12 protein-coding genes are annotated in these 13,210 nt (G+C 41.9%); 4 read left to right on the top strand and 8 right to left on the bottom strand.

The genetic code is table 11. The features are described 5' to 3' along the window. Window positions 1-110 precede the first annotated feature (110 nt). The 4 genes from ABIC84_RS00330 to ABIC84_RS00345 all read right to left on the bottom strand — a co-directional run bounded on the left by ABIC84_RS00330 (window position 111) and on the right by ABIC84_RS00345 (window position 4,910). The gene (locus ABIC84_RS00330; protein ID WP_429262321.1) at window positions 111-1,163 is read right to left on the bottom strand and encodes a UDP-glucose--hexose-1-phosphate uridylyltransferase; all 1,053 of its coding nucleotides are present in this window, start codon (window positions 1,161-1,163) and stop codon (window positions 111-113) included. A 200-nt stretch (window positions 1,164-1,363) separates the two neighbouring features. Then, window positions 1,364-2,233: an HAD-IIA family hydrolase gene (locus ABIC84_RS00335; RefSeq protein ID WP_429262322.1), complete on the bottom strand. Its 870-nt coding sequence runs from the start codon at window positions 2,231-2,233 to the stop codon at window positions 1,364-1,366. Between the two features lie 50 nt (window positions 2,234-2,283). After that, window positions 2,284-3,321, bottom strand: a complete 1,038-nt coding sequence (locus ABIC84_RS00340) for a hypothetical protein (protein WP_429262323.1) — start codon at window positions 3,319-3,321, stop codon at window positions 2,284-2,286. Window positions 3,322-3,551: 230 nt separating this feature from the next. Then, window positions 3,552-4,910 carry a glutamine synthetase family protein gene (locus ABIC84_RS00345; RefSeq protein WP_429262324.1) on the bottom strand — a complete coding sequence of 453 codons (1,359 nt, stop codon included), beginning with the start codon at window positions 4,908-4,910 and terminating at the stop codon, window positions 3,552-3,554. 115 nt (window positions 4,911-5,025) lie between these two features. On the opposite strand from ABIC84_RS00345, the gene ABIC84_RS00350 reads away from it, so the two are divergent. Next, entirely contained in the window at window positions 5,026-5,472 is a 447-nt protein-coding gene (locus ABIC84_RS00350; RefSeq protein ID WP_429262325.1) for a gamma-glutamylcyclotransferase family protein, read from the top strand. 131 nt (window positions 5,473-5,603) lie between these two features. Here ABIC84_RS00350 and ABIC84_RS00355 read toward each other — a convergent pair whose 3' ends face one another. From ABIC84_RS00355 to ABIC84_RS00365, 3 genes are all read right to left on the bottom strand, one after another. Then, a complete protein-coding gene (locus tag ABIC84_RS00355) occupies window positions 5,604-6,614 on the bottom strand; it encodes a glutamine synthetase beta-grasp domain-containing protein (RefSeq protein WP_091210736.1) in 1,011 nt (336 codons plus the stop codon). A 335-nt stretch (window positions 6,615-6,949) separates the two neighbouring features. Beyond that, entirely contained in the window at window positions 6,950-8,464 is a 1,515-nt protein-coding gene (locus ABIC84_RS00360) for a hypothetical protein (protein WP_426586330.1), read from the bottom strand. A 20-nt stretch (window positions 8,465-8,484) separates the two neighbouring features. Next, a complete protein-coding gene (locus tag ABIC84_RS00365; protein WP_429262326.1) occupies window positions 8,485-9,210 on the bottom strand; it encodes an RluA family pseudouridine synthase in 726 nt (241 codons plus the stop codon). Window positions 9,211-9,486: 276 nt separating this feature from the next. Between ABIC84_RS00365 and ABIC84_RS00370 the strand changes: the two genes are divergently transcribed. Next, on the top strand, window positions 9,487-9,930 hold the full coding sequence (locus ABIC84_RS00370; protein ID WP_426586334.1) for a KTSC domain-containing protein: 444 nt from the start codon (window positions 9,487-9,489) through the stop codon (window positions 9,928-9,930). A 5-nt stretch (window positions 9,931-9,935) separates the two neighbouring features. Here ABIC84_RS00370 and ABIC84_RS00375 read toward each other — a convergent pair whose 3' ends face one another. Then, complete coding sequence (locus ABIC84_RS00375) at window positions 9,936-10,526, bottom strand: nucleotidyltransferase family protein (RefSeq protein WP_426586336.1); 591 nt, start codon at window positions 10,524-10,526, stop codon at window positions 9,936-9,938. Window positions 10,527-10,948: 422 nt separating this feature from the next. On the opposite strand from ABIC84_RS00375, the gene moaA reads away from it, so the two are divergent. Both moaA and ABIC84_RS00385 read left to right on the top strand, forming a co-directional pair. Continuing rightward, window positions 10,949-11,938: a GTP 3',8-cyclase MoaA gene (gene moaA / locus ABIC84_RS00380; protein WP_426586338.1), complete on the top strand. Its 990-nt coding sequence runs from the start codon at window positions 10,949-10,951 to the stop codon at window positions 11,936-11,938. A 20-nt stretch (window positions 11,939-11,958) separates the two neighbouring features. Next, entirely contained in the window at window positions 11,959-13,164 is a 1,206-nt protein-coding gene (locus tag ABIC84_RS00385) for a molybdopterin molybdotransferase MoeA (protein ID WP_426586340.1), read from the top strand. The last annotated feature ends 46 nt before the right edge of the window (window positions 13,165-13,210 follow it).

Raw genomic sequence — 13,210 nt, forward strand, 5'->3', positions numbered from 1 at the left:
AGGCAGCCAAATATAGGCTACAAGCAGGTAAAATTGTTAAAGAAATACCTTTAATTAAGTTTCTCATAAATAGGTTGGTTATAGTTTGGTTTAAAAATAGCGTTTTTTCATTATTCCCTCGTTTTATAATGGATCTCACTTAAGCCACGCAATTTTTCAGCGGCAAACTCTGCTGTGATATCGCGTTGCGGATTGGCCAGCATCTCATAACCTACCATGAACTTTTTAACCGTGGCCGAACGTAACAGCGGCGGGTAAAAATGCATATGCCAGTGCCAGTAGGGATGATCGCCCGAATTAACCGGAGACTGGTGCATGCCTGCCGAATAAGGGAACGATGTTTCAAACATGTTATCATACCTGATGGTGAGCCTCCTGATAGCGTCGGCAAGGGCATGTTTTTCCTGCTCGGTAAAGTATAAAATGCTTGTTACATGCCTTTTGCTTACAATCATAGTTTCGTACGGCCAAACTGCCCAAAATGGCACAAGCACAACAAAATGTTCATTTTCAAAAACTATGCGGTCCTGCTTTTTAAGTTCCAATGCAAGGTAATCGGCTAAAAGGCTTGTTCCTTTTTGCTCAAAATGCAGCTTTTGCTGCTGGGTTTCTTTAGCTACTTCAACCGGCAGGCTATTTTGCGCCCAGATTTGTCCATGCGGATGTGGGTTGCTGCAACCCATGATATCGCCTTTATTTTCAAAGATCTGGATGTGCTTGATCCATGGATAAGAAGCCAGGTCCTCAAATTCCGACTGCCATACGTCAACCACTTTGCTGATCTCTTTGGTGGTCATCTGGGGCAAGGTGAGGTCATGCCTCGGCGAAAAACTGATTACCCGGCAAATACCTTTCTGGCTGTTAGCTACCAACAGTTCATCTTCATTTAAACCGCCATCGGGCGTATTCAGCAACAGCGATGAATAGTCATTGGTAAACACAAAGCTTCCTTTATAATCGGGGTTTTCGCTGCCATCGGCCCTTTTGTTTGTGGGGCACAGGTAACAGGCCGGATCATACTGCGGGCGGTCGTCGGCTTGTGTAGCCTCAACTTTGCCTTGCCACGGGCGTTTTGTACGATGCGGTGATACCAGGATCCAGTCGCCTGTTAAAATGTTTAACCTACTGTGAGGATGCTCTTTAAGATCAAAATTTGTGTCCATTAGTTTAAAATCAGGTAATAATTGGCTTATACATGTAAGGTAGACAGTTATACCTTAGCGATTTCAAAGTTGGTAAAAATAAATGTAAATCATACATTTAAAATAAATTTTTCAAAATAAATAGTTACGGTAGAAAGATTGAGAGGATTTGTAGAAAGGAGGGGTGTAGCATGTCATTAACAATGACATGCTTTGGACGCTTAAAATCCCAATCCACCGGTCTCCGCCACTGCCGAATCGCAGATATAAGTTGGCACAATGCCGGTGGCGGTAATGCGGTTTTCGGCGTCTTTGGCTTGCGTGTTGCCGGATAGTACCAGTACAGTATCCAAGCCAAATTTATTACCACCCAAAATGTCTGTTTGCAGGGTATCGCCTACCATCACAATATCCCTTTTACTGATCGGCCTCCGCTCGCGGAGCAGATCGTAGGCAAACATGAACATCTGCGAATCCGGCTTACCGAAACGAATGAATTCTTTGCCTACAATTTTTTCTATCATACTGGCTAAGCCGCCTATGGCTATAGATACATCATGTTTGGTTAGGGGGTAGGCATGATCGGTATTGGCTACAATAGCCGGGATGGTGCGCTTACGCATAAGGTTAACTGACTTGTTCAGGTCACGTCCCCAGTCAAAACCTTCGTCATCTAAAAACACCAGCGCGTTAACCCTATCAATATTGCTTTCGTTTACTTCGCTGATAGGCAATGTATGCAGCCCCGAACTGTCAATGTAATGGGCAGAATCGGGCGTACCTAAATAAGCTACAATACCATCGTTCACCTTCAGGTCAAGATATTCTTTGGTAAGCATGCCCGATGATATGATCCTGTCGGGTGTTATGGCTGTCAAGCCTTTGGTGGTATAGGATTCGGCTAATTGCACCGGGCTTCGTGAAGCATCGTTGGTTACAATGTAATATTCCTTACCTTGTTCTGCCAGGTAAGAAAAAGTACGCTCAATACCCGGAAGCAAGCCACCATAGTTTTTCAGAACCCCAAAAGCATCAAAAAAAACAACTTCGTATTTATCAATTATAGATTTAAAGTTGTCTATCCGGGTCATACTTATCTGTTTTAGGGCTTTTTATAAAATCAGCCCGAAAGATAGCTAACCTATTTTAATTTTAAAGCCTCAATGATCTTTTCGGCATCAAAATCCCGGTCTACCGATGGTAAATAGATGTCAAAAGCTTCAGCCTGTAGTTTTTTGGCATATTGTTCGCTAAAAAAGTGCTTGCCATCTTTAATTACGTAATTCAGGATAAAAAAACGATAAGCTTCTTTTAAAAAGCGGATTTCATCGGCAGTAAGCGGGTTAATTTTATGGTATTCTTTTAAAAAAATGATGAATCGGTCTTCCATCATGGTGTTGATCACGTAGCTGAAAACGGTACGGTCGCCAATATCAGAAACTACGCGACTAAAAAAATAAAAATCGAGCAAACGGTAACTCATCCTGAACCAATCATAATCCCAACGTGAGTAAAGCTCAAGATCAGGTGTCACCGAAAAGTTGCCGATATTCCAGTCGATAAACACAGGAATGATCTCGAACGAGCTCATATTGTATTTGGAGCGGTTTTTCAAAAAGGTTTCACAGTGGTATTTTAAAAAGTCGGCCTGCATACCGGTACCAAATTGTTTTGGGTTGCTCTCGATTTGTTGCTGCAACGCCCAGATATCGGTACGTAAAGTCTTTGACGATTTAGGCAGCACATTTTTAACCCTGGAGCAGGCTTTATGAAATTTGCCAACCTGCTGACCAAGCTTTTTAATATGGTTTTCTTCTAACCGGCGCGGCAGGCGCTGTAAAATACGTGTAGGGTTATAGAAAACCACCCAGGCATCGGTTTTGCCGTGTTTATGGTGGTAGATGTAAACTCGGTTATTTTTTTGTAAAGAACGGGCCAGGAAATTCTCAAACGGGTAAAGCAGGTTAATTGCCAGCGTTTGAATAATGCGGTGGTCCTCCTTAAAATGTTCGAACTTGCCAAAGTATGAGAGTTTGGCTATGATAATATCATCGTCATCAAACGTAATGCGGTACACGTGATTGGTTGAAACCATAGCGCTGATATCTTCAATATCACGGATAGTTTTTGACGCGTCATACCCCTCCCAGGCCTTGCGGATAATAAAAGAATAGTCCATTTGTATGTGTCTGCCGGCAAAGTTACGCCATTGGCAGCATTCGGTTTATAATTAAGGGTATAAATATATTATATTTCTCTGAACTGGGTTTTAGTTATAACGCGTCATTGCGAGGTACGAAGCAATCTCCGATTAACAGAGCAGCTATTCAAGTTCGCTCTGTACAGTTAGGGATTGCTTCGTGCCTCGCAATGACGATGGGAGAGATGGGCCTTTATCCCCGGTTCAGATTATATAATCTCAAAATACCTTTTCAACTCCCAGTCGGTTACGCTTTTGGCAAACTGGCGGTATTCCCACAGTCTGGTTTGGGTGAAGTGATCAACAAAGCCTTCGCCGAAGAGCTCTTTGGCAATATCGGAGTTTTGCATGGCCATTGCGGCAGTATGCAGATTTGGCCATAGTACACCATTACTTTTGTCCTGGTAACCATTACCTGTTGTTGGCTTAATATTTAGCTCAAGCTTGTTTTTAATACCGTACAGGCCTGAAGCCAGTGCTGCAGCCATGGCCAGGTAAGGGTTAGTATCCGAGCCCGGGATGCGGGTTTCCAGGCGGGTATAGTTTTCGGTGGTATTGATAACACGTAGCGCGGTAGTACGGTTTTCAACACCCCATGTTATGGTGGTGGGAGCCCAGGCGCCTTCAACCAGGCGTTTATAACTGTTGATGGTTGGCGCGTACATCGGCAACAGGTAAGGCATGCAATATAGCTGGCCTGCAAGGTAATGCTTATGCAGGTCGCTCATTTTGTTTACATCGTTAGCATCGTAAAACAGGTTCTTTGATTGGTCTTTAGTCCACAGGCTTTGATGGATGTGGCCACTACAGCCAGGCAGTGTTTCGGTCCATTTGGCCATGAATGATGCCATGATACCGTGTTTATAGGCTATCTCTTTAACTGCGGTTTTAAACAGCGTTGCTTTATCTGCGGCAGCTAAAACTTCATCATGAAGTATGGCAGCTTCATATACTCCCGGGCCGGTTTCGGTATGCAGACCCTCAATAGGGATATTGAATTTGGTAAGCAGATTAAACAGATCATAATAAAAATCGCTGTTTTCGGATGTGCGCAATATCGAGTAGCCGAACATGCCCGGTGTAAGCGGTTCAATATTGATGAATTTTTTATCGGCAAGGGTTTGCGGTGTCTCTTTAAAATTGAACCATTCAAACTCCTGCGCAAACTCGGCGTGATAGCCCATCTCATCACATTGCGCTTTAATATGTTTGAGCAGGCTACGCGGACAGGCCGGCAAGTCGTTGCCGTCGGGTTTGCTGAAATCGGCTAAAAAAAAGGGGATATCATCCTGCCAGGGCACATTGCGCAGGGTCGACAGGTCAATACGGCAAAGTTTGTCCGGGTAACCGCTTTGCCAGCCGGTTAACTGTACGTTATCATAACAAACATCGCTACTATCCCAGCCAAATACTACATCGCAAAAGCCATAGCCACTTTGCAATCCATCAATAAATTTTTTAGGGTTGATCACCTTACCGCGCAAAATGCCATCAATATCGGCAAAGGCGAATTTTATTTTCTGGATGTTATTCTGTTCTATATACGCTTTGATCTCTTCTGTGTTCATGGTATAAAAGTATGGCCGGTTAAGGTGCAGCAAGATAGCTATTATGGCTTAAACTATAAAAAAATAGCCTGTGCGTGTATATACGCGTTTGCGCTTACCTTTGTTTGAGCTATTTATGGAAACAACAAGTCAATTTTTATTTGTGTATGGCACATTGCTGCAGCCCGGTAATGAGTTTGCAGCGTATCTAAATAAACACTGTAAATTTATAGCTGACGGAAGAATAAGAGGGCGACTTTATGATATTGGCGAATATCCCGGCGCTGTGATCGGTAATACTGCAGAGCGCTACATTTACGGTAGTATTTTTATGATGGATGATCCCGACATTATATTAAAGGTAATTGACGATTATGAAGGTGTCGGTGGGTTATACCAACATCCGTATGAATATATAAGGGAAACGGTGAGCATCTATACCACTAATGATATCATGGAGTGTTGGATGTATCTTTATAATTTACCTGTAGCCGCTTATAATGAGATTACCACGGGTGACTATATCCAATATTTAAAAGATACTTCTGTCAAAAATAATGCTGCTAAGCAGCCATTTAAATAAAAGTTGAATATAAATATTATTAAGCTAATGCTTTGATTGAAGAACTATATGTAGTTGACAAACAGATTGTAGAAAAAAAATCCCCCGGTTATAAACCGGGGGATAAAAATAATAACTATTTATTAGGGGGATTAAAGCTTAGCTGATTTTACAGTTTTGATGATAACTGCAGCAACTTTGTATGGATCGGCAGCTGAGTTAGGACGACGATCTTCCAGGTAACCGCTCCAGTTGTGGTCAACAGCGTACAGAGGGATACGGATAGATGCACCACGGTCAGATACACCATAGCTAAAATCATGAATAGAAGCTGTTTCGTGTTTGCCGGTTAAACGCTGATCGTTATCAGCACCGTAAACAGCGATACACTCAGCAACTGCAGGGCGGAAAGACTCGCAGATAGCTGTGAAAATTTCTTTGCTATTTGCAGTACGTAAAGTAGTATTTGAGAAGTTAGCATGCATACCAGAGCCGTTCCAGTCTAATTGACCAAGCGGTTTGCAATGCCAGTTAATAGCAACTCCGTATTTTTCACCAATTCTTTCCAATAAATAACGTGCAACCCAGATCTGGTCACCGGCTTCTTTAGCACCTTTAGCAAAAATCTGGAACTCCCACTGACCGGCAGCAACCTCAGCGTTGATACCTTCAACGTTTAAGCCTGCTTCTAAACATGCGTCTAAGTGCTCTTCAACAATTTCGCGGCCGAAAGCATTTTTAGCACCTACTGAACAGTAGTAAGGGCCTTGCGGAGCTGGGTAACCTGCTGCCGGGAAACCAAGCGGTTTGCTGGTTGACGGATCCCACAGGAAGTACTCCTGCTCAAAACCGAACCAGAAATCATTATCGTCATCAGCAATAGTAGCACGACCATTTGATTCGTGTGGTTTGCCATCAGCGCTTAATACTTCGCACATTACCAGGTAAGCGCTTTTTCTTTGTGGATCAGGAACAACAAAAACTGGCTTTAAGATACAATCTGATGAACCACCTGGTGCCTGCTCAGTTGAAGAACCGTCAAAGCTCCAGTTATCTAAATCTTCTACTTTTCCGCTAAATTCTTTAACGATTTTTGTTTTGCTGCGCAGGCTTTGTGTTGGTTTGTAGCCATCAAGCCAAATGTACTCGAGTTTCGTTGCCATTTTTTAATTAATTTGTAAAGTTGGGGTTCTAATTATAGTTTTTGTATTAATCTCAATAATTATTAAGGCGAATTTAAATTATTTTTACAAAATTCATTACAAATGTTAAGAAATTTTGTATTTTTTTTCAATAACACGTTGATTATAGCTGTAAACCTGTAAAAAAGAATCTGTAAAACTGTGTTTTTAACAATTTCATATTTTCGGAAAAGAATAAGGGGTGTTTTTTATCAATAACGCAAATGTGCGTGTACGGGATAGCCCTGCAGGTATAATACAAGCAGATATACTTGCCTCTTCCGGTAAGGCTAAAATAAAATTATTGATGCAGGAACTTAGTCGCTTAATTTTTCTGAAATATTCTTAATAGCGTCGTCGAGCCTGGTGGCCGAATCATAAAGATGCTTTTCAACCTGTAAAAACTCCTCTTTTTTGTCCTTGCTTTCGCTCATCAGCTCAACAAGGCCTAATATATTGGTAAGATGTTTACGCACCTCATGCGAGTTGATAAAAGCCAGCTCATTTTTTTTGGTATCATATAATAATTTTTCATAGTGCCGTTTTTGCCTGGCGCTGCGGTATAACAGGGCAATAACAGCAAACATGAAAACTGTGGTAATACTGATGAGGATCAAAATAAGGCGTTCGCGCCTGTATTTTTCGGCAGTATCGGTAAACGAGGTTTCAATTTTATCAATTTTTATTTGCGCCGATACATTGCCCACCTGTGTGGTATTATTCAGGCTTTCTTCTGATTGCTTCAATGCAAGGTCAAAATTCTCGACAGCCAGCTTGTAATCGCCCCTGTCTCGGGCTATTTTTCCAAGCAATTGATAAAGGTGATGCTTTATTTCAGGGTGATTATCAGAATACGGGAGCGCAAGCAGCTGGTTAGCTATAGAGCTTGCCGAATCCGGCTGTCCGTTAAGGTAAAAAGCATCGGCCAGATTTTGTTTCTCAACATCGTTTGGCACATATTTCTTGTCTCGTTGAAGGTTTTTGATTTGTGTTATAGCTTTGTTATAATCATGTTTTAACAGCGATATATAATAGGCAGTACGATATTGGTAGCTGAATAGTTTATAACTTTTGTTGTTTGGCCCCATTAAATCATCATGACATCGCTGCAGCGAATCAAGATTTTTCATCCTGAAAAAGTTCTCGGCTTTGTTATAGCTTATTATCGTGTAAAATCTGTCGTCCTTTATCTTATTTTCTTCCTTGATATGGAATGCCTGGTTAAGGTAATATAATGATTGGCTATATAGGTTGAGTTTGTAATACAGATCGGATATATTGATATTCAAGAATACCTGCAATAGCGGATCGTTAAGTTTTAAAGCTTGTTTTTGAGCCAGGCCGTAACTGTATATAGCGCCTATGGGGTTGCCTTTATCTGTCTGAATAAAAGCAAGATGGCTAATAAATGAATAAAGCAAAAAATCGGCTTTGTTCTTTGATGCCTGGTTAATGGCTTTAACCATAGCACTTTCAGCTTCGGGGAGTTTTAAAAAGCGTTTCTGAATAATGCTTTCAATAAAGTATTTTAAAGCTTCCTTGTCGCCCACATCGTATTTATCAAGCTCTTTATAAACTTCATTTTTACCCTGCGGGATCGTATTTACGGGCCCTTGCTGAAAGCGAAGCTTAATATAATTAACCAGCTTTTTATCCTGAAGATCCCTGTTCTGGATCTTTAAAAAATGAACAAGACTGTCTTCAGGAAGATATATATAAGGATCAGCTTTTGAATAGCTTACACCAAATATTACCAGCAAAATACAGTAGAGGAATTTTTTTAAGCTACGCGGCATGGAGCATAAAAATACGTTGGCGTATGATAATTTCAAATACTTTGTACCATTTAATTTTAACTGTCAAATTTATCAAGCAGCTTCAAAAGCGTTTCAAAGTCTTTAGGATATGGAGCATGGATGGTAACTTCGGTTTCGGGATTGATACGAAATGTTACTTCATAAGCATGCAGGGCAAAGCGCTTCATGATAGGCAACTCTTCCTGATCTTTACCCAAATGATATTTGCGCTTTAATTTGGAGAGAAAAACAGGCTCGCCCTTATACATCTCATCGCCGGCTATGGAGGCCCTTTGTGTAGCCAGGTGGATCCTGATCTGGTGCATACGGCCTGTAACCGGACGGCACTCAACCAAAGTATAATGTTGATAATATTTTAATGACTGAAACCAGGTTTCGGCACGCTTGCCTTCCTGCCTGCTGATGGTTACACTGCCCTTGCCAACATTTAATATAGGCAAATCAACAAGCAGGTTATCGAAAATATGCGTACCGTCAATAACTGCATGATATACTTTTTTAACCTTACGCTTTTCAAACTGAATGGAAATCGATCGGTAAGCTTCGGGATTTTTTGCAAAAATAAGCGCGCCGGATGTTTCTTTATCAAGGCGATGGCAGATCTGCGCATCGTCCCAATAAGCCTTAGCCAGCCTTAACATGCTGATCTCGCTGCTGCCTTCGCCACGTTCATCAAGTGAACTTACAAAAGGCGGTTTGTTTACAACAATAAGGTCGTCGTTCTCAAACAGTATCAGATCGGCAAATTTGGGAAACTTCATAGCCTGCAAAAATACGGTTTATAATTTAAACAGCTGCCACCATATTTTATTCATCTGCGCCGCTGAATTAAGGCTGCAAACAGGGTAGGGAATTAAGTTGAATGTTAATAAAAGTTTTAGCTAATATTTACTCCATATCATCATTGTTTAATAAATAAAACTTCCTGTTTTTCCTCGTTAAAAAAGTGTACCTTTGCGCCGTTATTTTCATGGTGGTGCTGAGCGCGTTTTTGCCTGTAATTCCTTCATCGACAATAAAAAAGAATTAAATAAACAATGAAAAAAATTGGCGACTACAGGAAACTCCTGAACGTGACCGAAAATGCAGAGTTAAGCGAGTTGCGTTCGGTTTATAAAAGCATGATGAAAACCTGGCATCCCGACAGGTTTCAGGACGACAGCAGGACAGAGGCAGAAGAGAAGAGTAAAACCATCATCGAAGCTTATCATTTTTTGGTAAGCATTGCCCCCGAAACCCGTGCTCAAACCTTGCCCGATTATACAGCTACCACTACCTTATCAAACATTGCCGATTTTGAGTATAAGCAACAGGTACTGAAAGTTACTTTTCTTGATGGTAATGTGTATGAATATTTTGGCGTGCCCAAAGCGGTTTATATCAAACTGGTCAATGCGGATTCGCCCGGCCGGTTTGCCCGCAGGCATATTTTTAACGAGTTTGTATATCGCAGCGTAAATAAACTGGTTGCTTCGGCTTAATTATCTTATCCTACCTGGTTGAGCCTTTCTAAATCATCGGCGGTGTCAATGTCAATAGCTCCCAGCGGAAAAGGGAGTATAAAAACGTCGTCGGCATGTGCTTCGATGATTTTTTTTGCACCTTCGGTGCCTTGCAGGCCAAGTAGTTCGGGGAAATATTTTATATCGAACAAAGCGGGCGCACCCAAAACGTCACGATAGCCGCAGGCAATAATACCGCAGTCATTAACTTCCTTTTTTTCCATTAATTGTGATATCAGGAAAGAATCAACAAATGGCTGATCGCAAAGCATTAGGATAATTGAAGTTATGTGGGGTTCAAGCCTCAAAATTTCGGCTACACCAACTTTTATTGACGAGCCCATTCCCTCTTCCCAACGCGGATTGTGAATGACCCCTACAAGTTGTTCATCTATATTGGGACGGATTAATTGTTCATTGGCTCCTAACACCACAATAACTTTTTCGCAATGCAGGCAGGTAAGCGCGGTTTGAATCGCCCGCTGTAAAAGGGTTTTACCCTGGTAAATTTGGTTTTGCTTGGGGGAGCCAAAACGATTTGATGCGCCTGCTGCCAGAATAATAATCCCTGTCATTTTTTATAACTATTACATTAGATGTTGATATGACTATTGTTGTAATGATCATGCATTACCATTTTGTAGCTTCCGGTCCTGCGTTTTATGTTGTTTAGGCTCAGGGGGCTTCCTTTTATAAATTCTTTGGGGCGGATGCTTGCCTTAATACGGTAATAATTTAATGAAAGTTTTAATTAGATCTGTTCATTTATAACAATTTGATTTTTTGCGCTTTATGTGTTGGATTAGGAAAGGAGTATGCCTTGGGTACGCTTTCGCAATTTTATTTGCGACTGGATATATCAATGAGAAAGGAAATAAAAATACATTTCGTAAACATCTCCAAGCGGGGTAATGCTTATTTTTACAATTGCCATGCATAAACTTAAAGGTGTAATGGCTGTTAATTAATTATTTTTACAGGATAAAAAAACTATATTTTGTTAACAGATAATCATGGACGGAAGATCAGCTATATGCGCCTCGCGGTGACAGACAGGTGCAACCTGCGTTGTTTTTACTGTATGCCCGAGGATGGCTTGAACTGGCTTTCACGTGCCGAGCTCATGACCTATGAGGAAATGCTGCGCAGCTGTAGTTTGCTTGTAAAAATGGGTATCGAAAAAATCCGTATTACCGGAGGCGAGCCCTTTGTACGTAAAGATATTATGCATTTGCTCACAGCTATATCCAGGCTGGATGGCTTGAAAGAGCTGGGCCTTACAACTAACGGCGTACTCACGGCTCCTTATGTGCCCGAATTGAAGAAGATAGGTGTACGGTCAATAAACCTGAGCCTGGATACGCTGGATGCCAACCGCTTTTTTACCATTACCCGCCGCGACGAATTTACCAGTGTGATGGCAGCCTTAGATGCCATGTTAAGCCATGATATGGAAGTGAAGATCAATGCCGTGGTGATGGATGGCAAAAATATACAGGATATTATTCCGCTGGTTGAATTGGCAAAAGAGTTGCCGGTAAGTGTCAGGTTTATAGAAGAAATGCCTTTTAACGGCGATGGTCATGTGTACGATGGATTACATTGGGATTACCTTCGCATTTTAGATGAAATAAAAAGCAAATATCCGCAAATAAAGAAACTGGATGACCCGGCTTATTCTACTTCATACAATTATCAGATCCCAGGGCATAAAGGTACAGTTGGTATTATAGCAGCTTATTCGCGTACGTTTTGCGGTAGCTGTAACCGGATTCGCATAACGCCTCAGGGCGGGCTAAAAACCTGTTTGTATGATGATGGCGTACTCAATTTAAAAGATCTGATGCGTGCGGAAGCTTCTGATGAAGTATTAGAGAGTGCCTTGTTAACCGCTTTTAGCCATCGGCCGGCAGATGGCTGGGAAGCCGAGCGGGCACGGATAGCCAAAACAGGCATCCACGAGTCAATGGCCACTATTGGCGGATAGTTTTAAACTACATATATTATATGACAACGGTTGAAGAAGCTGAAAAACTGGTGCTTGCGCAAATTAGGGATTATGGCACGCAAAACCTCCCGTTTGAACAGGCTCTGGGTTATGCCCTGGCCGAAGACCTGAAGGCCGACCGCGACCTGCCCCCTTTTAACCGGGTAACCATGGATGGTATCGCTATAAGATATGAAGCTATTGAAAGCGGGATCAATATTTTCCGCATCAAAGCTACCCAGGCAGCCGGTGACGAGCCGGTTCAGATCGACAGCGCCGACGAATGCATCGAGATCATGACCGGTGCTGTGTTGCCCGCTTCGGCCGATACAGTGATCCGTTATGAGGATGTAGAGATCATTGCCGGGTCGGTGAGCATACATACCCGCGATATAAAAAAGGGGCAGAACCTGCATTTGCAAGGCCTTGATAAAAAACAAAATGATATTATATCAACAGCAGGACAGGTGGTAAGCCCTGCTATCATTAGTGTGGCGGCATCAGTAGGTAAAACCCACTTGCTTGTTGAAAAAATGCCGAGGGTGGTAATAGTTTCGTCGGGCGATGAATTAGTTGATGTGCATGAAACGCCGCTGCCGTACCAGATACGCAAATCAAACAGCTATATGGTAAAGGCCGTTTTAAAACAGCATGGTACCGATGCTGATATTTTGCATATCCCCGATGAGCCCGCGGTTACTAAAGAAAAGATCCAATACTGTTTACAATACTATGATGTACTGCTGCTAAGCGGCGGTGTTTCGATGGGGAAGTTTGATTATATCCCCCGGGCGCTTGAAGAATTAAAGGTTGAAAAGTTGTTTCATAAAGTAGCCCAGCGGCCCGGCAAACCCTTTTGGTTTGGCAGGCATAATAACGGTGCATTGGTGTTTGCTTTTCCGGGTAACCCGGTAGCCACATTTATGTGCCTGCACCGTTACTTTTTGCCGTGGCTTAATGCTGTACTTGGTTTGCCAACAAAGCCGCCAACTTATGCAGTATTGAGCAAAGACTTTACTTTTCAGCCGGCATTGCAATATTATTTGCAGGTAAAGTTGCAAAGTAATGAGCAAGGCCGGTTAATAGCTATGCCCGTTGAAGGAAATGGTTCGGGCGATTTTGCTAACTTAGCAGATACCGAAGCTTTTTTAGAACTTCCGCCTGAAAAGAATAATTTTAAAGCAGGAGAGGTGTTTAAGGTTTGGAGGTTTAACCATGATTTGTAGGATTTTAGGATTGCCTTGATGGCAATTAGAAACCAAATAAAAGTTA

This window comes from Mucilaginibacter sp. 3215, from assembly GCF_050433785.1.
In the GTDB taxonomy this organism is placed as follows: domain Bacteria; phylum Bacteroidota; class Bacteroidia; order Sphingobacteriales; family Sphingobacteriaceae; genus Mucilaginibacter.